Here is a 26,458-nt window from a genome sequence, read left to right as displayed (position 1 = left end):
AAGTTAGTCTCTTCATTGCCTTGGAAACAGCACCGGGCGCGATAAGCACTGTTGCGCAAAAGGTAACTATCCCTGCGAAAAACATTAGATCTTTGCCGCAAACCCCTGCAGTTGAGCGTTTGGCAGGCGAATGCCGAAGGTGTTGGCACCCGCCTCGCTGCGCACAAAAACCTCACCCCCATGCATCAGCGCAATCGCCTTGACGATGGCCAACCCCAACCCGTGATTGCCCCCGCCACTGTTGCTGCGCGCCGCATCCACCCGGTAGAACCGCTCGAACAGCAGAGGCAGGTGATCATCGTCGATAGCCGGCCCTGGGTTGCTCACGGCAATGCTGACCTGCTCCGGCCCGGCATCGATATGCACGCGGATCACTTGGTGCGGTGCGGTATGCTGCACGGCATTGTTCAGCAGGTTGATCAACGCCCGGCGCAACTGGGCTTTTTCGATGGGGGCCTGGGCATCGCCGCTGACAGTGACGCTGACCTGGGCGTCTTCGAGGATGTAGTCGAGGTAATCGAGGGTGGTGGCCACTTCCTCGGCCAGCGATACCTGGGTCAGGGCAGTGGCCTTGCTGCCCTGGTCGGCGCTGGCCAGGAACAGCATGTCGTTGATGATGCTGCGCAGGCGTTCGAGCTCTTCCAGGTTTGATTGCAGCACTTCGAAGTAGTGTTCGGCGCTGCGCCCCCGGGTGAGGGCGACCTGGGTCTGGCCTATCAGGTTGGTCAGCGGCGAGCGCAGTTCGTGGGCAACGTCGGCGTTGAACGCTTCCAGCTGCGAATAGGCCTGGCTGACCCGGTCGAGCGCCGCGTTGAAAGCGCCGGCGAATTGCGCCAGTTCCGGGGCCAGGTTGACGGTTTGCAGGCGGCCATCCAGGCGTGGGGGGGCCAAGGCCTGTGCCTCGTTGGACAGCGCCAGCAGCGGGCGCAGGCCAATGCGCGCCACCCAGTAGCCGAGCACCGAGGCCAGCAGCACACCGAGCACCGCCAGCCCGACGATGGCCACCAGCAGGCTGTGCTGAGCCTGCCAGAAGGTCTCGGTATCAATAGCGATCAGAAAGCGCAGTGGCGGGCGAGCGCCCAGGGCCGGCAACTCGCTGACCAGCACCTTGTAAGGGTAGGGCCGGTCAGGCAGGCGCAGGTCGCGCATCCCTTCAGGGCCTTCGGCAAATGCGCGGACCCGTTCGCTGGGGTGGCCATATTCGAACGCCGGGTCGCTGCCGACCACCCAGAAGCGGATACGTTTGTCTTCCTCGCTGAGCAGGTTGAGCTTGTTGCGGATCTTGGCCCAGTGCTCGGGGCTGCCGTAGCGATTGAGGGTGGATTCGAGCACGCTGAAGCGGGCGTCCAGCTCGGCCGCCGGCAGCATGTCCAGGCTATGGTCGACCTGGCGGTAAAGTGCCGAGCCGATAAACAGAAACACGCCCATCGCCACCAGAATGAACAGCGCCGACAGGCGCAGTGCGATGGAGTTAACCGGCACGGTTTTCCAGGACATAGCCCATGCCTCGGATGGTATGCAGCAGCTTGTTGTCAAATGGCCCGTCGAGCTTGGCGCGCAGGCGCTTGATGGCCACTTCGACGACATTGGCGTCGCTGTCGAAGTTGATGTCCCAGACCAGCTCGGCGATGGCGGTCTTGGAGAGGATTTCGCCCTGGCGCCTGGCCAGCACGCTGAGCAGCGAAAACTCCTTGGCGGTGAGGTCCAGGCGTTGACCGGCACGGCTGGCCTTGCGCGCCATCAGGTCGATCCACAGGTCGCCGACCTGCACCTGCAGTGGCTCGTGGCTGCCGCTGCGGCGAGTCAGGGCCTGCAGGCGGGCGACCAGTTCAAGGAAGGAGAACGGCTTGCCAAGGTAATCGTCGGCACCTTCGCGCAGCCCGTGGATGCGGTCCTCGACGCGCTCGCGGGCGGTGAGCATGATCACCGGTGTCTGCTTACGGGCACGCAAGGCACGCAGCACGCCATAGCCATCCAGACCCGGCAGCATCACATCGAGCACGATCACCGCATAGTCACCTTCAAGCGCCAGGTGCAGGCCGTCGATGCCGTCCCGTGCCAGGTCGACAGTGAAGCCTTGCTCGCTCAGGCCGCGATGCAGGTAGTCAGCGGTTTTCTCTTCGTCTTCGATGATCAGCACACGCATGGTCTTGTCTCAGTAGGTCCTTGGCGCGACCGCGCTGGCGGCCTTGCGGCGATGGAACAGGCGCTCCAGGGCCAAGTATATGACCGGGGTGGTGAACAGCGTCAGGGCCTGGCTGACCAGCAGGCCGCCGACCACCGCGATACCCAGCGGCTGGCGCAGCTCGGCGCCAGCGCCAAAGCCGAACATCAGCGGCACCGCGCCGAGCAGGGCGGCCATGGTAGTCATGATGATCGGCCGAAAGCGCGTCAGGCAGGCCTGGTGAATCGCCTGCTCGGGCGTCAGACCATGGCGGCGCTGGGCTTCCAGGGCGAAATCGATGAGCAGGATGCCGTTCTTCTTGACGATGCCGATCAGCAGCACCACGCCGATCAGGCCCATGATGCTGAAGTCCTGGCCCATGGCCCACAGCAGTAGCAACGCGCCCAGGCCCGCCGAAGGCAGGGTCGAGATGATGGTCAGCGGGTGCACCAGGCTCTCGTAGAGCACCCCAAGGATGATGTAAACCGCCACCAGTGCGGCGAGGATCAGCCACGGCTGGCTCGACAGCGAACTCTGGAAGGCCTGCGCCGCGCCCTGGAAGTTGCCGCTGATCGAGTCGGGCATGCCCAGTTCGCGCTGGGTGCGTTCCAGGATCGCCACCGCATCGCCCAGGGCCACGCCGGGGGCCAGGTTGAACGACAGGTTGGCGGCCGGGAACAGACCGTCATGGCTGATCGACAGCGGCCCGGTGCTGGGCGCGGCGACATGCGCCAATGCCGACAGCGGCACCATTTCGTTGGTCAGGGGCGAGCGCAGGTAGAAGAAATTCAGGCTTTCGGCCTTGCCGCGCTGTTGGGCGTCCAGTTCCAGGATCACCTTGTACTGGTTGGTCTCGGTCTGGAATTCGCTGATCTGCCGCTGGCCAAAGGCGTCGTACAGCGCCTGGTCGACGTCGGTGGTGGTCAGGCCGAAGCGGGCCGCAGCCTGGCGGTCGATGTCGATGCGGGTAACGCTGGCGCCCAGTTGCAGGTCGTTTGACAGGTCGCGCAACGCCGGGTTTTCGCGCAGGCGCTCGGTCAGGCGTTGGGTCCACAGGTTGAGGGCGACGCCGTCGTTACTTTTGAGCACGTACTGGTACTGGGTACGTGACGGGCCGGAGCTCAGGTTGATGTCCTGGCCGGCGCGCATGTACAGCACCACGCCAGGCACTTGCGCGAGTTGCGGGCGCAGCCGGTCGATCAGCTCGCTGGCCGAAACATCGCGCTCGCCGCGGGGCTTGAGGGCAATCCAGAAACGGCCGTTGGCGATGGTCTGGTTGCTGCCGGTAACCCCTACCGAATGGGAGAAGGCCCTCACAGCGGGGTCGGCTTCGATGATTTTCGCCAGTGCCAGGTGCTTGTCGATCATCGACGGGTATGACACATCCGCTGCCGCTTCAGTGGTGCCGAGAATGAAACCGGTGTCCTGCAGGGGGAAGAAGCCCTTGGGGATGGCCACGTAGCCGATCACCGCCAGGGCCAGGGTCAGGCCGAACACGCCGAGAGTCAGGCGCTGATGAGCCAGCGCCCGGTCCAGGCCCTTTTCGTACCACTTCAGCAGCCGTTCACCGAAGCCGCCATGGTGCTCCGTGGGCGGGCGACGCATGAACAGCGCGCACAGGGTCGGTGCCAGGGTCAGCGACACCACCACCGAAATCAGAATGGTGGCTGTGGCGGTAAGGGCGAACTCCTTGAACAGCCGGCCCACCACGCCGCCCATGAACAGCAGCGGAATGAACGCGGCAACAAGCGAGAAGCTGATCGACACCACGGTGAAGCCGATTTCGCCTGCCCCTTTGAGCGCAGCAGTGCGGCTGTCTTCGCCGGCTTCCAGATGGCGGTGGATGTTCTCCACCACCACGATGGCGTCGTCCACCACAAAACCGACAGCAATGACGATGGCCACCAGGGTCAGGTTGTTGAGGCTGAAACCGAACACGTACATCAGTGCGCAAGTGGCGATCAGCGATACGCCCAGCACACTGGACACCACCAGGGTGGCTGACCATTGGCGCAGGAACAGCGCCATCACCCCGATCACCAGGGCTACGGCGATCATCAGGGTCAGTTCCACCTCATGCAGCGACGCGCGGATGGTCTGGGTACGGTCCTGCAGCACCGATACCTCGACCGAGGCCGGCAGCATCTCCTGCAGCTTGGGCAAGGCGCCGAGCACGCGGTCCACGGTGTCGACGATGTTGGCGCCAGGCTGGCGGAAAACCACAAGGTTCAGGCCCGGCTGGTTGCCAGACCAGGCTTTGACGTAGGCGTTCTCGGCGCCGTTGATCACCTTGGCCACGTCCTGCAGGTGCACCGGGGCGCCGTCGCGGTAAGAGACAATGAGCCTGGCATAGTCCTCGGGGTGGAACAGCTGGTCGTTGGCGGCGATGGTCGACACGCTGTGCTCTCCATACAGGGCGCCCTTTGCCAGGTTCAGGCTGGTCTGCTGGATGGCCAGGCGCAGGTCGGCGAGCGTAAGGCCCATGGCGGCGAGCTTTTCCGGCTGGGCCTGCACACGGATGGCCGGGCGCAACTGGCCGGTGATGTTGATCAGGCCGACCCCTTCGATCTGGCTCAGCTGGCGTGCCAGCAAGGTTTCGGCATAGTCGCTCAGGTCGTTGCCGGGCATCTGTGCGGAGCTGACGGTGAGTACCAGCACCGGGCTGTCGGCCGGGTTGACCTTGCGCCAGGTCGGCGGGTTGGGCAGGTCCTGGGGCAGGCGGGCGGTAGCCGTGTTGATGGCCGCCTGGACTTCCTGGGCGGCAGTGTCAATGTTCTTGTCGAGGGTGAACTGCAGGATCAGGGTGGTCGAGCCCAGTGCGCTGCTGCTGGTCATCTGGGCCATGCCGGGGATGGCGCTGAACTGCACCTCCAGCGGCGTGGCCACCGAAGAGGCCATGGTTTCCGGGCTGGCCCCAGGCAACTGGGCGGTGACCTGTATGGTCGGGAAGTCGGCTTCTGGCAAGGGCGCCACGGGGAGCCGGGGAAAGGCGATGGCGCCCAGCAGTACTAGGGCGAAGGTCAGCAGCAGGGTGGCGACGGGGTGGTCGATGCACCAGGCCGACACGCTGTTGCGGCTATTCATGGCTGGCTCCGGCGGTCGGCCATTTCCGACGGCGGCGGTGCGTCCGGGGTGACCTCCACGCGAGAGCCCGGCTTGAGCCGCGACTGACCATCGAGCACCACACGCTCGCCCGGCTTGACCCCGGCAATGATGTTCAGGCCACTGTCCTGGTACAGCACCTTGACCGGCACACTGGTGACCTTGTCGCCGTCCAGGCGGTAGACGAAGTGGCCGTCGACGCCGCGCTGCACCACTGGCGGCGGCACCACCAGGGCGTTTTCTTCCACGGCAGTGCGCAAACGGATGGTCACCAGTTGCCCCGGCCACAGCCGGCCGTCCTTGTTGTCGAACTCGGCCTTGACCCGCACCGTGCCGGTGTTGGCCGAAATCTGGTTGTCAATCAGGGCCAGGTGGCCTTCACCCAGCAGGTTGCTTTCGCCATCGGCGTCCATGTAGGCCTGCACCAATGCGGGCGTGGGCGCCTTCAGCAGGCCCTGCAGGGTTGGCAGCATCTGTTGCGGCAGGGAGAACTCGACCGCGATGGGGTCGATCTGGGTCACGCTGAACAGGCCCTGGGTATCGCTGGCGCGCACCAGGTTGCCGGGGTCGATGTTGCGGATGCCGACACGCCCGGTGACAGGGGAGCGAATCTGCGTGTAGGAGAGCTGGACTTCGGCATTGGCGATGGCGGCCTGGTTGCCTTTTACGGTGGCTTACAGCTGATTGACCAGCGCCTGTTGCTGGTCGAGGGTCTGCTTGGACACGCCGTCATCGCTGCTGAGCAGGCGGTAGCGCTTGAGGTCGACGCCGGCCACCTGGATTTGAGCCTGGCTCTGGCCGAGCTGGGCGCGGGCCTGGTCGAGGCTGGCGCGGATGCTGCGATCGTCCAGGGTGGCCAGCAGGTCGCCTTGCTTGACCCACTGGCCCTCTTTGACCAGTACCCGGGTCAGCACCCCTTCGACCTGCGGTTTTATTTCGACGCTGTGCAACGACAGCACTGAGCCGATGGCGCTGGCGTAGCGCGGCACGTCCTGCTGGGCAACGCTGACCACGCGCACCGGAACGGCGCTTTGGGCGCGCGCAACCGGCGCCTCCTGGCGCTGGCCATACCAGATGCCCAGTGCTGCGAGGGCGAGCAGGGTGGTGGCGGCCAGCAGGAGAGGGCGGGTAGGACGTCGCATCGGCGCGGGCACCTTGGCCAAGAGGAGGGGGCGGTTATTGAAGCTTATAGCGCTGTGACCGGGTCGGCAGCGTGACAGCTGGCTGACAGCGCTGACAGGTTGGGGGCAGTTGGCAGCCCTAACGCGATCCTGACTGATTCATACCTCTGCTCCCCTTGATCCGTAAGAAGATTCTGAATCTGAAACCAGATGCTTCAAGAGCGCAGCCATGACGAATTATCCTACGCGCTCTGTCGGATGGCGTCTGATAGGCGGGGAACTGTTTCAGCGATAACTTCACGGTTCGCCACAACGGCGAGCGGCCGTGAGAAGCCGCAGCTGTATCCAGGATGCCATTTTTCATGGCAGCCGTGCGTGTGCGGGCTTCGGTCCGGGCCGCGGTTCCTGGACGCGGTCTTCTCACCTCGCGTACGGCTGCCACCCAATCCGTGAGAAGAACAAGGTGGTCGCTTTCCAATAGCATCTTCAGGAAAGTCATCATGAAAAAAATCGTTCCCGATCCACCGGACTCATTCCCGATCCCTTACATCACAATCATCGCCGACCTCTCCCCCGAAGACGCCAGGTCTCACGCTGCTGCGCTGATGGACTGCCTCTGCAAAACCAGCCAGCTCTACCTCGACACCGAAGCCGAAGACCATCGCTACGCGCTGCTGGAAAACCTCGGCATTCTCACTGAACTGCTGCGTGTCCTTGTCGCCCATATGGCGATGCAAGGAGATCATCCATGAGTGATGAACTGAAATCGCGCAGCACAGCCGGCAAGGAAACATTCCTCGAGTTGTACGCCATCCAGCCGGGCATACCGCTCGATCATGCTTTCGACGAGCTGTCGGTCTTGCTCGGTTGTATCCGGCATTTGAGCGAGGAAGCCGAGATGGAAGGCAACATGATCGCAGGCAGTGCGGCACGCATTCTCAGTGCCATGGCCAAAGCACTGATCAACGACATGGAAATGGGCATGAACCGCAGCGCTTAAGCGGTTGTGGGGCCGCTTTGCGGCCCATCGCCGGCAAGCCCGGCTCCCACATGGGGATCGCCGGCAAGCCGGGCTCCCACAGGGAGATCGCCGGGATTTGGTGCTGGCTTTGCTAGAAACCGATGAAGGCGTAGTACTGCGAAGGCGTGTCGCCAGCCTGCAAGCCCTGCGCCTGCAGTTTGGCCAGCAGGGCGGTGTCCTGCACGTGCAGCGCCCACGGCGCATCGTGCGCTGGCGGTACATCCGCCACCGCCGCAGCCAAGGCGCCCATGTCCGGAAGGTAGGCCGTGAAGCCATTGCCCTTGAGCGCGCTGATGGTCATGCCCAAGGCCTGGCACACGGCGACCTTGGCCGCGATGTCATCACGATCTGCCTGCCGGGACGCTTGCACGAGTGCCAGCAGCGCCGGGTCCACCGGCAACGAACCATGAATCAGCTCAGGCCCTTGCTCCCAAGCCTCTGGCGGGCAGTCCTTGTTCTCTGGCCTTAGCGGAATGTGCGGGTTGATTTCCACCGGGTAGATGCGGCAGACCAGCGGCCGGCTCTCGTAGATGGTGCACAGGTCGTTTTCGTCCAGGTTGCGGCACCGCCCAGGGTTGAACGCGGCAAAGGTCACCGAAACCCGTACCTCGCTGTCACCGCAAGGTACCGGGTGCGAGCGGCGCAGCACATGCTCACGCTGGTCTGCCGGCATCCCCGGGCCATCCTCCACAAAGGCTTCGATCAGCACCACCACCTGGCCGCCGGATGCCGCCCACTGGCGCGACTCGGCCAGGGTCAGTGGTACATGGTGGCCGGTGCAGCACTTGCCGCAGCCGGTACAGGCAAAACGCAGAGAGTCGTTCACTTGGCGTCTGGGTTCCATTCGCTGACGAAGGCCCGCTGGTGCTGGCGGTCGTACAAGCACAGCTCGGAGCCGGTGCGTTGCTGCATGTGCGTTTGTGGATACACCCCTTCGATGACCAGGGCGCTGAAGCCGACCTGGTCATCGAACTCTGCGGGCTTGCCGCGGGCGTGGGCATCCTTGAACTGGCTGGCGGCCAGGCAGGCCTTGAGCATCTGCTGGCGTTGTTCGTTCCAGGCCTGGCTGCTGGAGGCCTGGGCAACACCGCTGAAAAGGGCGCAGGCGATCAGGAGAGAGCTGAAAAACTTCATACGCTGTACCGTGAAACGTTCGAGGGGGGGAAGTATGACCGAGTCATCCCTGGCAACAGGCCAGGGAGTTTGTCGCTGAATATGACAGCACGGCCATCATCGCTCGGCAAACACTACCGTGCGTGCCGCCACCACCAGGCAATCGGTCAGCTCCGGTGAGGAGAACTTGGTCAGGATGGCATTGGCCCCCGCCAACCTGGCCTTCTCGGCACTCATCGCGCTGTCCAGCGAGGTGTGCAGCAGCACGTAGAGGTGCTGGAAGTCCGGTGTTTCGCGCAGGGTGCGGGTGAAGGCATAGCCGTCCATCTCCGACATCTCGATGTCGGACACGATGATGTTGATCTCCTGCGCGGTGCCCTGCAGCTCCAGCAGCACGTTGATTGCATCCTTGGCGCTGCGTGCGGTGTGGCAGTCGATGCCCAGGTTACGCAGGGTGTGCACCGACTGTTGCAGCGCCACCTGGCTGTCGTCCACCACCAGGATGTTGGCGGCGGCCAACAGGCTGGCGTCTTCTTCGTTCAGCTTGCCCGGAGCGGGCTCCGGCTCCGGCGGGGCGATGGCATGGATCACCTTTTCGATGTCCAGCACCTGCACCAAGGTATTGTCGACACGGGTCACGCCGGTGATGAACGAGCGGTTGCCCGAGCCAAAGGGCGGCGGCTTGATGTCGGTGCTCAGGCAGTGGATGATGCGGCTCACTGCCTGCACATGCAGGCCCTGGCGCGAGCGGCTGATCTCGGTGACGATCAGGCAGCCACCGTCCGGGTCGGCCAGCGGGCGTTCACCGATGGCCCGCGACAGGTCGATCACCGACAGCGGGTTGCCGCGCAGCGTCGCCACGCCTTTCACGTGGGGGTGCGATTCGGGCAACCTGGTCAGCGACGGGCAAGGGATGATCTCGCTGACCTTGAGCAGGTTGATTGCCATCAGCTTGCCGCTGCGCAGGGTGAACAGCAGCAGGGACAACGCGTCCGCGCGGGCATTTTGCGTGGCCATGGTGACCTTCATGGAAGACAGGGGATAACCGGTTATCGGCCTGTTCGGGCTGGGCTTTAACTTGGCGGCAGCCTTTGCTGGCCCTATCGCCGGCAAGCCGGCTCCTGCAAGGTCACCAGTGCGCCAACGGCTTGTGCAGTTCCTGTGGGAGCCGGCTTGCCGGCGATGGCCGCGCAGCGGCCCTTAGCGCTCGCGCAAGGCCTCCTTGGCGCGGTTCAGCGGCTTGATCAGGTAATCGAGAATGGTTTTTTCGCCCGTGCGGATATCCACCGTGGCAATCATCCCCGGCACGATCGCAAAGCGCTTGCCGGCCTTGTTCTGCAGGCTGTCCTGCTCGGTACGGATGAACACCCGGTAATAATAGATCTCCGGTTTCACCTCATCCTGCAGGGTATCGGGCGAGATGCCCACCACTTTGCCCTCCAGCCCGCCATACACCGAATAGTCATAGGCACTGATCTTCACCTTGGCCGCCTGGTCGGGGTGGATGAAGGCGATGTCCCGGGGGGCGATGCGCGTCTCGATCAGCAAGCGTTCGTCCATCGGCACGATCTTCATCACCTGCCCGCCGGGCTGTACCACCCCGCCCAGGGTGTTGACCTCGATGTCCTTGACGATGCCGCGCACCGGCGAGCGCAAGGTCAGGCGTGACAGCGAATCACTGCGTCCGCGGATCACTTCCGAGAGGCTGTCGGCTTCGGCGCTGGCCTTGGCCAGTTCTTCGCGGGCGCGTACCAGGTAATCGGACCGTGCTTCGTTGGCCTTGAGCTCGAGTTCCGAGCGTTGGCGGTTGAGGCGGATCACTTCGACCCGGCTGGAGGCGCCCATCTTGGCCAGGTTTTCGGTGATCTGCAGTTCGCTGCGCACCAGCCGCAGCGAGTCCTCGATGCCCGCCAGGGTCTGTTCCAGGCCGCGGCGGCGGGTCTGGTACAGCGCGGTTTCGGCGTCGATCAGGTCCGGCGAATCGCGCAAGCTGTCGGGGAAGGCCAGCGGCTTGCCGGTGACCTCGGCGCGCAAGCGCGCAACGCTGGCCGTGGCAGCACGGTACTTGGCCTCGCTTTCACCGACGCTGGAGGCGGTCTTGGTCGGGTCGAGCTGGGCCAGCACCTGGCCGCGCTCGACCAGGTCGCCTTCGGCCACATTCATCTCGGCGACGATGCCGCCTTCGAACGACTGGATCACCTGCTCGCGTGAGCTGGGGATCACTTTGTCGGTGCCGGTAGAGACTTCGGTGACCTCGAACCAGGCGGCCCAGGCCAGGAACGCGGCCAGCATCAGCGCACACGCGGTGATGACGCGGCCTGCGCGCAGCACGGCCTGATCGTCCTGGCCATCCAGGTAGGACGCGGGGAGTTCATGGTTGCTCATGCCTGCGCTCCTTGCAATTTGGCCAGGGCGGCTTCACGGCTGTCGTCGATGACGATGCGCCCGCCGTCGAGCACGATGATCCGCTCGACCCGTTGCAGCACGCTCAAACGGTGAGTGGCGATCACCAGGGTGCGGCCTTGGCAGAAGCGGTCGAGGTTATCGAGCAGTTTGCGTTCGGTCGTGTCGTCCAGCGAGGCGGTGGGTTCATCCAGCAGCAGTACCTGCGGCTGGCGCACCAGCAAACGTGCCAGCACCAGTGCCTGGCGTTGCCCGCCGGACAGGCCCAGGCCACCTTCCAGAATCAGGTGGTCCATGCCTTTGGGTAGCCGGCGCACGAAGTCCAGTGCGCCCGTGGCGGCCAGCGCGGCAACCAGTTCCTGGTCACTGGCCTGGCCGGCACCGAGGGTGAGGTTTTCGCGCAGGGTGCCGTGGAACAGCCGCGCATACTGCGCCAGCAAGCCGACGTCACGGCGCAGGTCGGCCGGGTCCAGGTGGGCCAGGGCAATGCCGTCGAGCGTGACCTCGCCTTGCACCAGGTCCATGGCACCGCCCAGCGCCTGCAGCAGGGTCGACTTACCGGCGCCGTTGCGCCCCAGCACGGCGATGCGTTCGCCCGGCCGGATGTCCAGCTGGCCGATGTTCAGCACCGGTGGTGCCTCGGGGTCGTAGCGGAAGTTGGCCTGACGCAGCCGGTACTCGCCGCGGATGGCCGGCAGGTGCACACGGGCTTCTCCTTCGGGGTGGTCGACCGGTGACTGCATCAGTTTGTCCAGGCCCTGTAGTGCCACCTTGGCTTGCTGCCAGCGGGTCAGCACATGGGTGAGCTGCGCCAGCGGCGCCATCATCCGCGAGGAAAGCATCGAGGCGGCTACCAGGCTACCGGTGGTGAGGTCGCCGGCAATCACCATTGGCGCGCCTATGACGATGACCACGGCAAACACCGCGCCTTGCACGTTCTGGGTCCAGGTCACCAGGCCGTTGGTCAGGGTGCGTAGACGCAGGTTGGTGTGTGCGCAGGCTGCGTTGTACTGGTTCCATTGGCGCTCGAAGCGCGCTTCGGCCTGCAGTGCCTTGATTTCGTCCAGGCCCTGGACGCTTTCCACCAGCATGGCGTTGCGCAGTGACGATTCGCGCATCGAGGCATTGGCCAGGCGTGCCAGCCGGCGCTGCGCCAGCAAGCCAGGCAGGAGCATGGCCAGCAGTGCCACCAGGGGGATAAACACCAGCACGCCGCCGATCAGCCAGAACACGAACAGGAACAACAGGAAGAACGGTAGGTCTGCCAGCGCGGTGGCGGTGCTGGAGGTGATCAGGTCGCGGATCGACTCCAGCTCGCGCAACTGCGAAATGAACGAGCCGGTGGACTTCGGCCGCGCCGAGTTGCGCAGGCGCAGGGCATGGCCGTAGACCAGATCTGACACGCGCAGGTCGGCGCGCTTGCCGAGCAGGTCGGTAACCTTCAGGCGCAGCAGGCGCATGCTGAAGTCGAACACCAGCGCCAGCACCACACCGCCGAACAGCACGTACAGGGTGGGCAGGGACTCGGCGGGGATCACCCGGTCATACACCTGCATCGAGAACAGCACGCCGGCCAGGGCAAGCACGTTGGCCACCAGCGAGGCGACCATCACCTGCCCATACGGGCGCAGGTCTCGCAGGACGATGCGGGCGAACCAGTGGCGGTCGTACGGGGCGGTGTAGTCGTCGGTACGCACATCGCGCAACGGCCGAGCCGGGCGCATCAGTGCCACGCGGTTGATGCGCCCTTCGAGCGCTTCGCGGGGCAGGCGCGAGGTGAGGCTCTGATCGCCGGCGAACACCACGGCCAGCTCGTTGTCCTCGGTCACGGCTTCGACCACAGCCAACTGGCCATCGTCGAGTTCCAGCACCAGTGGTGTACGCCATTGCCGCAGGGCTTTGGCATCGAAGCGCACGAAGCGCAGCGACAGGCCTGCCTGGCGCGCCATGTGGCGCAGGATTTCATCCAGCGGCCGGGCATCTTCCACGGCCGCCAGGCGAATGCGCTGTGGGGATACATCCAACCGGTAGTGGTGGGCGACCTGCAGCATGACTTCAAGCCACGGGCCAAGGTCCGGCCGATGGACGATAGCCTGCTCCGGGTTTTGCTGCTGCGTGGCTTGGCTCAGGTTGACGGTATCGTTCATGGCTCGATCTCCACCCCTTGCAGGTTGCGCCCTTCAAGGCCTAAGGCCATGCGCAGGGCGCCGGTGTTGTACAGGCAGTCGACATCCAGGCGCAGCAGGTCGGAACGGGTGCCGGCAAGTTCGAAGCGCGACTGGTAGATTTCCTGCTCGGCATTGAGCAGGTCGAGCAGCGGGCGCGTGCCCAGGTCCAGGTATTGCCGGCCGTAGAGCATGCGTGCTTCCTTGATGCTGGTCTGGCGCGCCTCCAGCGAACTCAGCCGGCGGCCCAGCCCCGAGGTTTGCGCCATGGCTTCGGCCAGCCCTCGGCGGGCCTGCAGGCGTGCGGCGTCTTCGGCGGAATCGGCGGCGGTCAGGGCATGCCCGGCCGCGCGGCTGCGGGCGCTGATGGCGCCGCCTTGGTAGATCGGCACTTCGAGGTTCAGGTAAATGCCCGCCTGGGTACGGTCGAGGCGGTTGTTGTCGCGGTCGTAGTCGTTGTCCAGGTAGTGGTTGACCTGCGGCTGCAGCGACAGTGTCGGGTAGGCCTCGGCCTTGGCCTGTGCCAGTTCGGCTTTGGATTGCGCGCGCAGGGCCAGGGCCATGAGCACTGCAGGCAGGCGGTCGTCGGCTTGCGGTGGGCGCTTGCAGGCCTGGTTGAGTTCGGGGGGCGTTTCTTCGGCCAGGGCCGGCGGTGCGACGCGGCCGAGCAGGGCGGCGAGGGTCGAGCGCCACCGCTCGTACTGGGCCTGATACTCCTCGAGGGTGGCACGGGCGCCTTCCACCCGGGACTCGGCCTGGACCACGTCGGAGCGCGTGCTGGCGCCCATGTCGCTGCGCTGGCGCGCCATGCCGGCAATATCGCCAACGCCTTTGATCTGCTCGCGAGCAATCACCATGAGCTGCTCGTAACGGCGGGTTTCGATCCAGGCGTAGGCGGTATCGCGGGCCAGGTCGTCTACCACCAGCAGGATGTTGGCCTGGGCGCGGGCGGCGGCAGCGTGAGCCGCGTCGACAGCACTGTCGACCTTGCCGAAATCGTAGAGCATCTGCTTGAGCGACAGGTTCAGCGCCTGGCTGCTGCGGTCGCCGCCATACCCGCTGTCATAGCCGGTGCGGATACCGCCGGAAACCTGTGGGTAGTAACCGGCGCGGGCCACGTTGATGCCTTCGCCTTGCTTGTACAGGTTGCCGATGGCTTTAGCGATGCTGGGGTGCCACTGCGCAGCGGCCAGCACCGCCTCGGCCAGGCCGAGGCGATCGCCATTGTTGGCGGCCTGGCCTGCCGGTGGGCGGGCAGGGATGGCATCGGGGGCATCGCGTAGCAGTGACGGCCCGATGGAGCGCAGCGAGGGGTCTATGTCATCGGCTGCCTGGGCAACCGGGTTTGAAATCAGTACCAGGAGCGCGACGGCTCCCGGCAACAGCGGTGACAGCGGACTGCTTCGCTTCACATAATTCCCTTACTGCTGATCGTCCTTGCCGCCGGGCATGGCGCCCGGCGGGTTACTGCGGCCTCAGACGACATGAATGCCGTTTTGCACCCACAGGTGGTGGCTCGGATCCTCCTGGGCCGTGTATTGGTTATAGTCGATGCCGTCGGCGCTCTGGCTGCCGGTCAGGCTCCAGTTATCGGTCATGTGCACCGAATCCTTGTCGTCGCCTTTGATCAGCAGCGTGCTGCTGCCGCTTTCGGTGACGGCCACCACATCCGCCAGGTTCAGCGTCAGGGTCACCCCGCTGGTGTCGTTGAGGTCGATGATTTCGATATCGTGGACACGCCCGGCCAGGGAGCCCAAGTCGATGCTGGCATCGCCGCCGCCCCACAGCAGGGTGTCGGTACCACTGCCGCCATCGACGCTGGCAAAGGCCTGATCCACCACCACGAGGGTGTCGTCGCCGGAGCCGCCTTGCAGGCTGATCTGCCCGCCCTGGCTGCCATCGAGTTGGTCATTGCCATCGGTGCCGGCAATCACCTCGGTGGATGCAGCCGCGGCGACACTGGCCAGGGCCGCCCCCTCGTCGCCACTGTCAGCCAGCAGCGAAGTGGTCGCGGTGAGCCCGGCAGCGTTGTCCAGGTTGATGGTCAGCGTTGCGGTATCGGTGGTGCCGTTGGGGTGCGTCAGTTCGTAGGTGAAAGTGTCCTGTTGGCCGACAACTGCCGAAGTCAGGCCTGCCTTGAGGGTGTAGGTGTAGCTGCCGTCAGCATTCACCAAAAGGGTGCCGTAGGTGCCGGTCACGCTGACGCCGTTGTAACCGGGGATGGCGTAGGTGTTGGCCGCTACCAGCACGCTGAGCACGGTCAGCGTCGAACCGAGGTTGTCGGCACCGCCGCCGGCGGTGTCGGTCAACAGGTTGCCGGTCACTGGGGTGTAGCCGCTGACCACGAACTCGTTGGTATACGTGGTGGTGGTGTTGAGGCTGGTGGTGATCGAGCTGGCCAGGCCGATGCCGCCTGCGCTGACACGGATCTCGTAGGCACCTGGGCCCTGGTTCTGGAAGGTGTAGGCCGAGCCGCCGCCGAGCAGGCTGATCAGCGAACTGCCGGGCACAGACTGCACAAGCACGTACTGGCCGGTAGCCGTGTTGAGTTTGTAAAGGGCGATGGTGGTGCCGTTGAGCAGGCCTAGCAGGTTGGCGGAGTTGAGCACCACTTGCAGGTTGGCGGTGGTATCGGCGGCAACGCTGGTGTCATAGACCGCCTGCCGCGAGCCGATCAGCGGCAGGGACAGCGTCCCCAGTGTGGCGCTGCCGGTGTCCACCCGGTTTGCCAGGCTGATGTTGGTGCTGTCGATGTCGTTGACGGCATCGACCACCGTGGCGGGCGCGCTGAGGTTGCTGTCGCTCCAGACCTCCGTGGCTTGCGGGCTGTCGATCCGCACATAGAGGTTGGCGACATCGGTCAGGCCGTTGCCGTGCACCAGTTGATAGCTGAACACGTCTACTTTGCCGACGCTGGATGGGGTGCCGTTCGGCGTGTAGGTGTAGCTGCCATCGGCGCGGATCACCAGGGTGCCATACAGGCCTTGCACTTCGGTGGCGCTGCCGGCGGTGACGTAGCTGCCGTTCTTGAGCACCTGCAGCACGGCGCTGCTGTCCGGGCCACGGGCATCGGTGGTGCCGTCGACACCGGGGTCGGTGATGACGTTGCCGGTAGTGGGGGTACCGATGCCGGTGAACTCGGTCAGGCTGGAGGTTTCGATGTCCAGCGTGGTGGTGACGTTGGTCACCAGGCCGATGCCGCCGCTGCCTACGGTCAGGCGGTATTCACCGGCCTGCAGTTCGCCGATGTCGACCTGCACCCCCTGGCCCAGGGGAAGCAGAATCAGGTCTAGCAGGCCCAGGCTGTTACCGGTAGCCAAAGTCACCCAGGCCCCGGACGCGTCTTTTACCTGCAGGGTGAAGGTGGCGTTGTCGAGCAGGGCCAGGGCACTGCTGGTGGTCAGCGTCAGGGTCGGGTCCGCCGTGGTGCCGGCGTCGACGGTCCAGGTGTAGGTCTTGCTGAAGCCCGCCAGCAGTGTGGTGAAACTGTCGGTGTAGGTCTGCGTGGCGACAACCGGTGCCAGGTTGACGGTGGCGGTGGCCAGGTTGTCGCTGGCGATCACCGGTGCGTTGGCGTCGACGTCCGGCGCAGTGATGTTGACGTTGCCGGAGACGTTGTTGCGTGGGTCGGTGAGCGATACCGACAGTGTCTGGCCGTTGTCCTGGGCAGGGGTCAGGGTTACGGAGAAGGTGCCGTCGGGCTGCACCGTGCCGGTTTGCAGTACCGTGCCGGTGGAGCTGCGCACCGTGACCGTGGCGCCAGGCTCGCCGCTGCCGGTCAGGGTGCTGCCGTCGGCGCTGATCACCAGGTTGCTGGCGAGCGCTGGCGGGGTGAGGTCTGGAGCGGTCAGTGCGGTGCCGGTCGAGGTGTTGCCGGTGGCATCGGTCAAGGTGACAGTCAGGGCCTGGTTGTCGATTTGCGCCGCCGCCAGGCTGACCACGAACAGGCCGTTGCTGCCCACTATGGCGGTGCCCAGCACGGTGCCTGCAGTGTTGCGCACGGTGACGGTGCTGCCGATCTGGCCAGAGCCGCTTACCGTGGTGCCGTTGGCGTTGATGGCGGCCACTGGCGCGGCGGGTGGCGTGGTGTCCGGTGCTGTGATGCTGGCGCTGCCGGACTGGTTGCCGGCGGCATCGGACTGACGCACGGTAAGCAACTGCCCGTCGTTCTGCGTGCTGGTGAGGGTGACGGTAAAGCTGCCGTCGGGTTGTACCACGGCGCTGCCCAACGGACCGCCCGGGCCGGTAACGGTGACTGTCGCGCCGGGCTCGCCGACGCCGGTCAGTACGGTGCCTGCGCCGGTCACGGCAAGGCTGGTCGGTGCAGTCGGCGCCTGTGTGTCCGGTGCGGTATAGCTGGTACTGCCCGAGGTATTCTGTGCAACGTCGACCTGCGTCACACCGAGTACCTGGCCGTTGAGCTGCGCGCTGGCCAGGTTGATGCTGAACACGCCGCCAGCGTTGACTACGCCGGTGCCGAGCACATTGCCACTGGCATCACGCACGGTGACCGTGGCATTGGCTTCACCGGTCCCGGTAAGCACCAGGCCATTGGCGGACAGCGCCGTGACCACCGGGTTGGCCGGCGGCGTGGTGTCGGTTGCCTGCACGAATACCGGCTGCGATTCACCGCCCACCAGAGCCACGGCAGTGACCGAGAGCGATTGCCCATTCAACTGGGCGCTGTTGAGCTGGAGACTGAAGTCGCCGTTGAGGTCCGCTGCACCCGTGCCGATCAAATTGCCCTCATCGTCATAGACACGGATGGACGCCCCGCTGGTGGCGTTACCCGTGAGGGTCAGGCCATCGGCGTCCAGCACCACATTGGTGGGGGGCGCTGGTGGTGGGATAAGCGGGGTGATGTAGGTCTGCACTGCCGAGGTATTGGTACCGTCGCTTTGGGTCACAGCCAATGTCGCGACCGAGCCAGGTGCGGGTTCGAGTTCGATGGAGAAGTTACCGTTGGCATCGACCACGCCGGTGCCAATCACATTGCCTGCCAGGCTGACAGTCACTGTGGCGTTAGGCTCACCGCGCCCGGTCAGCACGTCGTAGTCGGTATTGATTGCCAGGTTGGTGACCAGAGCAGGTGGTGACGTGTCGGCAGCCTGGTAGGTGGCTGGCAGCGAGGCGTTGCCCGCCTCATCGGTGGCGACCACGGTCAGCAATTGGCCGTTGTTCTGCGCCGGGCTCAACGTCACGCTGAAGGTGCCGTCTTCGGTGGCCTGGACGGTGCCGACAATGATGTTGTCCGGGCCACGCACGGTGATGGTACTGCCGGGTTCGGCACTACCGATCAGCAGCGTGCCCGTCGGGTCCAGCGCCAAGTCGGCAGGTTGCGCTGGTGGCACCAAGTCCGGTGCGGTCACTTCGAATGGCGCGGAGGGGTTGCCGGTGACGTCTTGAGCGACGACGGTCAGTACCTGGCCGTCGATCTGTGGGGTTGTCAGGTCAAGCACGAAGGTGCCGTCGGGGTCGATCACGCCTTGGCCGACCATGTCGCCACGGTCGTTCATCACCGTAATGCGTGCCCCCGCTTCGCCGCTACCGATCAGCTGGGTGCCGCTGTCGTTGAGCGACGCGACAACGGTGGCCGGGGGCGTGGTATCGACCGCGGTGACCGAGCTGATGGGCGATATGTTTTCGCTCTCGTCTGTCAGGGTTACCTGAAGGGTTTGGCCATTGAGCTGCGGCGAGCTGAGGTCAACCACGAAGGTACCGTCGGCATCCACCGTGGCGGTGCCGATTTCAGTGGTGCCCAGGTACACCCGTACCGTGGTGCCTGCTTCGCCGACGCCGCTTAGCTGATCGCCGGCAGCATTGAGGCGCAGTTCGGTTGCCGGTGCAGGTGGCGTGAGGTCGGGTGCATCGATCGTGACCGGCGCGCTGATGTTGCCGGGTGGGTCGGCCTGTTGTACCGACAGCACTTGCTGGTTGATCTGGGCTGGCGCCAGTTCCACAGAGAAGCTGCCATCGGCGAGCACAGTGGCCGAACCGAGCACTACGCCTGCGGCATTGGTCACCGTGACGGTAGCGCCCGGTTCGCCAAGGCCGGTGACCACACTGCCATCGGCATTGATGTCAACCTCGGTGAGGATGGCCGGCGGCGTGAAGTCAGGCGTTTGCAACGTGGCGACTGCCGACACGTTACCGGCTGCGTCGGCCTGGCTGAGGCTGAGCAGTTCGGCGTTGCCCAGCGCCGGGTTGAGGGTGACGGTGAAGTTACCGCTGGCATCGACCACTGCCGTACCGATTTCGTCGCCCTGCGCGTTGCTGACGCTGACCTGCGCGCCGGGCTCGCCGCGGCCGGTCAGGGTAACCCCGTCGCTGGAAATCGCAAGCTCAGTGGGGGCGGCCGGTGGAGTGGTATCGGCTGCAATGATGGCGCTGGGGTCGGACTGGTTGCCGGCGGCATCGGTCAGTATCACTTGCACCTGCTGGCCGTTGGCCTGCGGCGCGCTGAGGGTGACCTGGAAGGTACCGTCGGCGCGGACCACAGCGCTGCCCAGTGTGCTGCCATCGGCAGCCAGCACTTTGACGGTGCTGCCGGCCTCGCCGGTACCGTTGAGCAAGCCGCCGCCGCCGGCAAATGCCAGGTTGCCCGCAGCATCAGGTGCCACACGGTCGGGCGCAGTCAGGCTGACACTGTCGGACTCGTTGCCCGCTGCGTCGGTCTGCTGTGCACTGAGCTGTTCGCCATTGATCTGTGCGATGCTCAGGCCAATGCTGAAGTTACCACTGGCATCGACCACGGCGGTGCCCAGGTCGACACCGCCTTCGCCGATCACGGTGACTGTGGCGCCCGGCTCACCTCGGCCGGTGAGCGTCAGGCCGTCGCTGCTCAGCACCAGGTTGGTCAGCGGTTGCGGGGCAGTGGTGTCCGGTGCCTGCAGGGTCGCAGGCAGCGAAGCACTGCCATCGGTGCCCACGGCATTGACCTGCAAGACTTCGCCGTTGGCCTGGGCGCTGTCGAGGTTGACCGTGAAACTGCCGTCATTGCCCACTGGCGCAGTGCCCAACAGCACGCCGTCAGGGCCATACACATTGACGGTGCTACCAGGGGATGCATTGCCGGTAACCACCAGGCCATCGGCTGAGAGCGTCAGGTTGTCCGGAATGTCCGGTGCCAGGTTGCCCGGCGCGGTCACGGTCTGTGCCGGCGAGGCATTCTGCGCGGCATCGGCCTGGGTCACGCTGAGGCTGTCGCCGGCGGTTGCCGCAGGGCTGAGCGCTACGGTGAAGCGGCCATCGCTGCCGACCGTGGCGGTCCCCAGCGAGGTGCCGTCGGGCGCACGCACGGTGACCGTGGCGCCGGCTTCGCCAGTACCTGTAAGGCTGGCGCCGTCGGCAGCGACGGCCAGGTTGGCGACGGCGGTGGGCGGTGTGGTATCGGCAGCGGTGTAAGGTGCCGCAGGCGACACGTTGCCTGCGGCATCTGTGGCGGTAACCTGCAAGATCTGGCCGTTGGTCTGGGCGCTGCTCAGGGTGACCTGGAAGGTGCCATTGCTGCTGGCCACGGCGGTGCCCAGGATATTGCCTGCGGCATCACGCACGGTCACGGTACTGCCTGCTTCGGCGCTGCCGCTCAGCTGCAGGCCGGTACCGGCCAGGGCGAGGGCGGCCGGCGCCGCCGGTGGGGTGAAGTCCGGCGCTGTTACTGCAACAGGAGGTGATGTGTTGTTGCCCGCGTCGGTCTGGGTCACGCTCAAGTTCTGAGCGTTAAGTTGCGCACTGGTCAGGGTGAGGGTGAAGCTGCCGTTGGCGGCCACCACGCCTGTGCCAATGATGGTGCCATCGGGGCCGCGCACGGTCACGCTGGCACCCGCTTCACCCAGGCCGGTGAGGGTCAGGCCATTGTTGTTGAGCACCACATTGCTCAGTGGGGCTGGTGGGGTGAGGTCGGGTGTACTGAGGGTGACAGCAGGGGAAGTGTTACCCGCTGCATCCACCTGGCTCACGCCGATGGCCTGGCCGGTTGCCTGTGGGGTATCGAAGGTGACCGTAAACCGGCCATCGGCGCCCACGGTCGCGGTGCCGACCACGGTGCCGGCAGCGTTGCGCACCTGCACGGTGGCGCCGGCTTCACCGCTGCCAGACAGCTGTTTGCCGTCGGCGCTGAGCACCGGGTTGTCGACCGCAGCCGGGGGCGTGCGGTCCGGTGTTGCCAGGCTCGCCGGGCCAGACACATTGCCAGCGGCATCGCTAAGGGTGACCTGCAAGGCGCTGCCGGTGGTCTGTGCATTTGGCAGGGTGACCTGGAACTGGCCGCTCTGGTTGACGGTACCTGTGGCCAGTATCGCGCCACTGGCATCGCGTACGGTCACCGTCGCGCCCGCCTCACCCTGGCCGCTGACTACGGTTGCCGCGCTATTCAGGCTCAGGCCGGTGGCAGCATCAGGCGCTTGCAGATCAGGCGCCTGCAAGGTTGCGGCGAGCGAAGTATTGCCCGCGGCGTCGCTCTGGGTAACGGTAAGGTTCTGGCCATTGGCTTGCGGGGGGTCAGGCTGACGCTGAACAACCCGTTACTGCCAACGGTGGCAGTGCCCAGCTCGGTACCTTGGGCATCCACCACGCGTACGGTCGCGCCCACCTCGCCCTTGCCGATAAGGGTGCTGCCACTGCGGTCGAGGGCAAGCTGGGTGGGAGCATCCGGCGCGGTGCTGTCCTCTGCAACGATGGTGGCTGGTACCGAGGGTTTACCCCCGGCTGTAAGGCGTGCGCTGACCTGCAGGGTCTGGGCATTGAGCTGGGCGTCGCTGAAGAACACTCGGAAAATGCCGTCGCTGCCGACCGTCGCGGTGCCCAGTGTGGTGCCGCCGGAGGTCACGGTGATAAGCGAGCCCACGGTGCCTTCGCCAGTCAGGAGGAAGCCGTCGGCACTGATGGTCAGGGCGGTTGGTGTAGCGACTTCGGTGCCGTCTGGCCCGGCCACGTCGACCGTGGTCTCGTTGCCACCGTCGTCTCGGACCACTACCTGCACGGTGTCGCCGGAAACCAGGGGTGGGTCGACTTCGACAACGAAGGTGCCGTCCGGCCCGGCGGTTGCGGTGCCCAGGTCAGTGGTGCCGTCGCGAACGATGATGGTGGTGCCGGGTTCGGCCGTACCACCGATAAAGCCGCCATCCGGGCTGACCGTGATGTCGGTCGCCGCAGCGGGCGGGGTGGTATCCGGCGCGGTGACGGTCGATGCGCCAGAGTCGTTGCCGGCTGCGTCGCTGACCACCACGGTCAGGCTCTCGCCATTGGTGAGCGGGGTATCCAGCGGTACGCTGAAACTGCCATCGCCGTTCACTGCAACGGTGACGACAGTGCCATTGGGGTCGGTCACCGTGACCGAGCTGGCCCCGGGTGCGTTGCCGGTCACAGTGGTGCCGTCCGGGCTGACGCTTACATCGGTCGGCAGTGCAGGCGGTGTGAGGTCCGGCGCAGTTGCCTGGGCTGCGGTCGAGGTGTTGCCGGCAGCATCGGTGAGGGTGACGTCGAGGTTCTGGCCATCCAGTTGGGCCGGCGACAGCGGCACGCTGAAGTTGCCGCCCACCGGCACCACGACCGTGCCCAGCAGATCGCCGTTGGCATTGCGCACTTCTACGGTGGAGCCCACCTCGCCGTTGCCTTGCAGCGCTGTGCCATCGGCACTGACTTGCAGGCCGGTCGGCGTGGCGGGGCCGGTTGAATCGTCAGCGGTGAAGGTGGCCGATGGCGAGGTATTGCCCCCGCCGTCGACAAGCACTACCGACAGGACTTCGCCGTTGGTCTGGGGAGGTGCGAGGGTCACGGTGAAGCTGCCGTCGGGCTGCACTTGGGCATCGCCCAGCAGTTGCCCGCCGGCATCGCGCACTTCTACGGTGGCGCCTGGCTCACCCTGCCCGCTCAGCACACTACCGTCTGCGCTCAGCCCCAGGCCTTGTGCAGGTTGCGGTGCTTCGAGGTCGTTGGCGGTTATGGTGTCGGCAGCGGAGGTGTTGCCCGCAGCGTCCGCCTGGCTGACGGACAGCGTCTGACCGTTGAGCTGAGGTGGGTCGATGGTCACCCGGAAGCTACCGTCGGCCTCCACCACGGCGGTGCCCAATACTGCGCCGCCAGTGCCGGTGACGCGCACTTGCGCGCCGGGTTCGCCGCTACCGGTAACCACGGTGCCATCGGCGGAAAGGGCCAGGCCGGTAGGGGTGTCGGGCGCCTCGTTGTCCGGAGCAGGCAGGTCGACCGCTGCTGACACGTTACCGATCGGGTCGCGTTGTTCCACGGTCAAGGCCTGGCCATTGGTCTGTGGAGGGTCCAGGGTAAGTTCGAAGGTGCCGTCGCCAGCCACCTCGACGCTGCCCAGCATAGCGCCGTCGGGGCTGCGCACGATCACGGTGGCACCCGGTTCGCCGGTGCCGGTAACGGTGGTACCGCTGGCGTCGATGCTCGGGTTGCCGATGAGTTGCGGCGGGGTGCTGTCTGGTGCGGTGAAGTCGACCGGGCCGGCACTGTTGCCGAGATTGTCGGTAGCCTCCACGGTGAGGGTTTCGCCATTGCGCTGTGGCGGGTCGAGGGTGACATCGAAGCGCCCGTCGGCGCCGACTGTCGCGGTGCCCAGCACGGTACCGTCCGCCGCACGTACAGTGACGATCGAGCCGCTCTGGCCCTGGCCGGTCAGGTGCAGGCCAGCGCTGTCGACGGCCAGCCCGGAAGGCTGCAGAGGCCCGTCCAGGTCCGGCGCGGTCAGGGTTGCGGTCGAGGTGTTGCCCGCAGCGTCACGCAGTACCACGTCGAGCATCTGGCCATCGGACTGGGCCGGTGTCAGTGTGAGGGTGAAGACGCCGTTCGCGCCGACCACTGCAGTGCCCAGCACCGTGCCCTGGGCATCGCTCACCTGCACGCTGGCCCCGGGTTCACCGCGGCCAGTGAGGGTGGCGCCATCGGCGCTCAGTTGCAGATCACTGGCCGGGTTGGGCGGGGTGATGTCCGGTGCGCCGACCTGGGTCGGCAGTGAGCTGTTGCCGTCGGCGTCCAAGGCCACCACATCGAGCAGCTCACCATTAGCCTGAGCGGGATCAAGGGCGACGGTGAAGTTGCCGTCATTGCCCACTTGCACGCTGCCCAGCACATTGCCTTGGGCATCGCGCACCTCTACCAGGCTGCCCGCCGGAGCGGTGCCGCTGACGGACGAGCCATCGGGGGCTACCACCACCCCGGCAGGGCCTTCCGGGACGGGGGTCTGTGGCACGATGATGCTGAGCTCAGGCGACGGATTGCCGGCAGCATCGGTTTGCACCAGCACGATGCTTTCGCCCGCAGCCACCGGAGCATCCAGTTCGACCAGGAAGGTGCCATTGGCTGCCACGGTGCCACTGCCGATGACATTGCCGTCGGCATCCAGCACTTGCACTGTGGCACCCGCTTCACCGCGGCCCGATATCACGACGCTGCCGGCGCCCACCACCACGCCGGTGATGAGGGCCGGGGCAGTAATGTCCGGGGCGGTATAAGCCAGTGGTGCGGAGCTGTTGCCGGCGGCATCGGTGACTGTGATGGCCAAGGCTTCACCGTCGGCCTGGGCCGGGTCGAGGGTGAGGCTGAAGCTGCCGTCCGGCCCGACGATAGCGCTGCCGATCAGGGCTCCGGAGGCGTCGCGCACTTGCACCCGTGCACCGGGTTCGGCATTGCCGGTCAGCGTTTGACCATCGCTCAGCGTCAGCCCGGTCGGTTGCCCGGGGGCTACCAGGTCCGGTGCCGTCAGCGGGCTTGTCGTTGATACGTTGCCAGCGGCATCGGTCAAGGTCACTTGCAGCGACGAGCCATCGGTCACGGGCGGGGTCAGTTGCAGGGTAAAGGTGCCATCAGGCTGCACCGTCCCGGTCCCCACGACCTGGCCCTGGTCGTTCGATACGGTTACCGTTGCTCCTGCTTCACCGCGCCCCGAGACTGTACGGCCATCGGCGCTGATGATCAGGCCACTGGCGGGCGCTGGCGCAGTGGTGTCACCACCGCCCGTGTCGATGTCCGGCGCGGTGACGGTGCCGGCAGGGGAGGTGTTGCCGGCGGCATCGGTGGCCGTTACCTGTAACTGCTCGCCGTCGACCAGCGGTGGGTCGAGGGTGATGCTGAACGCACCGTTGGCGCCCACGACCACGCTACCCAGTACCGTGGTGCCGTCCGCTGCGAGCACGCGCACAGTACTACCTGGTTCGGCACGCCCGCTTACTACTCTGCCGTCAGCGCTGACGGCCAAGTCGGTCGGTTGTGCGGGCGGCGTGGTGTCGGGCGGGTTGCCGACCCCGTCATCGGGTGCGTTGACGGCTGTTGCGGGTGAGGTGTTGCCAGCGGCGTCACTGGCTGTGACTTGCAGCGGCTGACCCTCGGTTTGCGGGGGTTGCAGGGTGATGCTGAACAGGCCGTCGGCACCTGCCACGGCGGTACCCAGCACGGTACCGTCGGCGGCACGCACTTGCACGGTGGACCCGGGTTCAGCGCGGCCGGTTAGTGTGGTTCCTTGCTCGTTGACGGCCAGGTCGCTGGGGGCCAGGGGAGCGGTTGCATCCGGTGCGGCCACGTTGCCCGGCTGCGAGACGTTGCCAGCAGCATCGGTCAAACTGACATCCAGGCTTTCGCCATTGACCTGGGGTGGGTTCAAGGTCACGGTGAAGGTGCCGTCGGTGCCCACAGTGCCGCTGCCGATCAGGTTGCCGGCGCCGTCGCGTACATTCACCGTGGCACCGACCTCGCCGCGGCCAGTCAGGCGCAGGCCATCGGGCGAAACCAGCAGGTCTATGGGCGTGGCGGGTGGCGTGGTGTCGCCTGGCGCAGAGCCGTCGCCGCTGCTACCGCCTCCACCACCGCTGCCTGCGGCGGCGGCAGCGCCGCCAACGCCCAGCAGGCTCAGCCCGGCAATCGCCCAGGTCGGGGTTTCGCTGCCAGCGCCGCCGATGCCTGCGACCAGTTCATCGAGCGAGGCGACTTCCTCGAAGGTGAAACCGGTGAAGGCTTCGGCATCGTAGTTGGCGTGCCACAGGGTGCCATCTTCGCCGACGAAGACCATGTCACTGCCGACACCCGCCTGGTCCACGGCAAAGAAGTTGCCGACGGTAACCTTTTCCCCTGACTTGAGTGTGACGATCAGGTCCTGACCCCGCCGGGTCACGGTTGCCACCTGGTCAGGCGCAACGGGCATTTGCACCACGCCTGGGCTGTTGAGCGTGATATTGCCCCAGGCATTCTGGGTGGCGACGGTGGTTTGCTTGTCGGCGACGACGATGTTGTCCATGGATGCTCCCTGCTGGTGTGCGGTACACAGGGGCACCGTTGGCGATCCTGCTGGCGCAACCGCTTGTGCAGTAGCACGCAGCCCGGTCGTATAACGGCCCTGTTACCGATGGTAAGGGAGATA

General features: G+C 65.7%; 14 protein-coding genes and 1 pseudogene. 2 read left to right on the top strand and 13 right to left on the bottom strand.

The features are described 5' to 3' along the window. Positions 1-84: 84 nt before the first annotated feature. The 5 genes and pseudogenes from ACW4TB_RS12865 to ACW4TB_RS12845 form a co-directional block, all read right to left on the bottom strand. On the bottom strand, positions 85-1,497 hold the full coding sequence (locus ACW4TB_RS12865) for a heavy metal sensor histidine kinase (RefSeq protein WP_012316199.1): 1,413 nt from the start codon (positions 1,495-1,497) through the stop codon (positions 85-87). Next, positions 1,472-2,146: a heavy metal response regulator transcription factor gene (locus ACW4TB_RS12860; RefSeq protein WP_254466485.1), complete on the bottom strand. Its 675-nt coding sequence runs from the start codon at positions 2,144-2,146 to the stop codon at positions 1,472-1,474. The genes ACW4TB_RS12865 and ACW4TB_RS12860 overlap by 26 nt, the downstream gene beginning before the upstream one ends. Positions 2,147-2,155: 9 nt before the next feature. Next, positions 2,156-5,248, bottom strand: a complete 3,093-nt coding sequence (locus tag ACW4TB_RS12855) for a multidrug efflux RND transporter permease subunit (protein ID WP_279930584.1) — start codon at positions 5,246-5,248, stop codon at positions 2,156-2,158. Next, positions 5,245-5,928, bottom strand: a pseudogene (locus ACW4TB_RS12850) (efflux RND transporter periplasmic adaptor subunit); the annotation flags it as partial. The pseudogene ACW4TB_RS12850 and the gene ACW4TB_RS12855, both read right to left, overlap by 4 nt. A gap of 12 nt (positions 5,929-5,940) precedes the next feature. Continuing rightward, the gene (locus ACW4TB_RS12845) at positions 5,941-6,408 is read right to left on the bottom strand and encodes an efflux RND transporter periplasmic adaptor subunit (RefSeq protein WP_455842989.1); all 468 of its coding nucleotides are present in this window, start codon (positions 6,406-6,408) and stop codon (positions 5,941-5,943) included. Positions 6,409-6,887: 479 nt separating this feature from the next. Here ACW4TB_RS12845 and ACW4TB_RS12840 point away from each other — a divergent pair, with 479 nt between their 5' ends. After that, positions 6,888-7,139 (top strand): hypothetical protein, encoded by a 252-nt coding sequence (locus ACW4TB_RS12840; RefSeq protein ID WP_042111742.1) that lies wholly within the window; start codon positions 6,888-6,890, stop codon positions 7,137-7,139. Next, complete coding sequence (locus tag ACW4TB_RS12835; RefSeq protein WP_012316194.1) at positions 7,136-7,387, top strand: DUF3077 domain-containing protein; 252 nt, start codon at positions 7,136-7,138, stop codon at positions 7,385-7,387. Before ACW4TB_RS12840 ends, ACW4TB_RS12835 begins: the two co-directional genes overlap by 4 nt. Positions 7,388-7,499: 112 nt before the next feature. Here the strand turns inward: ACW4TB_RS12835 and ACW4TB_RS12830 are convergent, their stop codons facing one another. From ACW4TB_RS12830 to ACW4TB_RS12795, 8 genes are all read right to left on the bottom strand, one after another. Continuing rightward, the gene (locus ACW4TB_RS12830; RefSeq protein WP_279930589.1) at positions 7,500-8,234 is read right to left on the bottom strand and encodes a YkgJ family cysteine cluster protein; all 735 of its coding nucleotides are present in this window, start codon (positions 8,232-8,234) and stop codon (positions 7,500-7,502) included. Further along, positions 8,231-8,542 carry a hypothetical protein gene (locus ACW4TB_RS12825; protein ID WP_012316192.1) on the bottom strand — a complete coding sequence of 104 codons (312 nt, stop codon included), beginning with the start codon at positions 8,540-8,542 and terminating at the stop codon, positions 8,231-8,233. Before ACW4TB_RS12825 ends, ACW4TB_RS12830 begins: the two co-directional genes overlap by 4 nt. Positions 8,543-8,638: 96 nt before the next feature. Then, the gene (locus ACW4TB_RS12820; protein WP_012316191.1) at positions 8,639-9,538 is read right to left on the bottom strand and encodes a chemotaxis protein; all 900 of its coding nucleotides are present in this window, start codon (positions 9,536-9,538) and stop codon (positions 8,639-8,641) included. 183 nt (positions 9,539-9,721) lie between these two features. After that, positions 9,722-10,906: an HlyD family type I secretion periplasmic adaptor subunit gene (locus ACW4TB_RS12815; RefSeq protein ID WP_279930593.1), complete on the bottom strand. Its 1,185-nt coding sequence runs from the start codon at positions 10,904-10,906 to the stop codon at positions 9,722-9,724. Continuing rightward, complete coding sequence (locus tag ACW4TB_RS12810) at positions 10,903-13,071, bottom strand: type I secretion system permease/ATPase (RefSeq protein WP_012316189.1); 2,169 nt, start codon at positions 13,069-13,071, stop codon at positions 10,903-10,905. Before ACW4TB_RS12810 ends, ACW4TB_RS12815 begins: the two co-directional genes overlap by 4 nt. Continuing rightward, positions 13,068-14,501, bottom strand: a complete 1,434-nt coding sequence (locus tag ACW4TB_RS12805) for a TolC family outer membrane protein (protein ID WP_279930595.1) — start codon at positions 14,499-14,501, stop codon at positions 13,068-13,070. The genes ACW4TB_RS12810 and ACW4TB_RS12805 overlap by 4 nt, the downstream gene beginning before the upstream one ends. Before the next feature lie 63 nt (positions 14,502-14,564). Beyond that, on the bottom strand, positions 14,565-21,512 hold the full coding sequence (locus tag ACW4TB_RS12800) for a BapA/Bap/LapF family large adhesin (RefSeq protein WP_455842988.1): 6,948 nt from the start codon (positions 21,510-21,512) through the stop codon (positions 14,565-14,567). Next, on the bottom strand, positions 21,467-26,335 hold the full coding sequence (locus ACW4TB_RS12795) for an Ig-like domain-containing protein (protein WP_455842987.1): 4,869 nt from the start codon (positions 26,333-26,335) through the stop codon (positions 21,467-21,469). The genes ACW4TB_RS12800 and ACW4TB_RS12795 overlap by 46 nt, the downstream gene beginning before the upstream one ends. Positions 26,336-26,458 lie beyond the last annotated feature (123 nt).

This window comes from Lelliottia jeotgali (genome assembly GCF_977070485.1).
The sequence above is the reverse complement of the archived record's forward strand: the minus strand, read 5'-3'. Positions and strand labels throughout refer to the sequence as shown.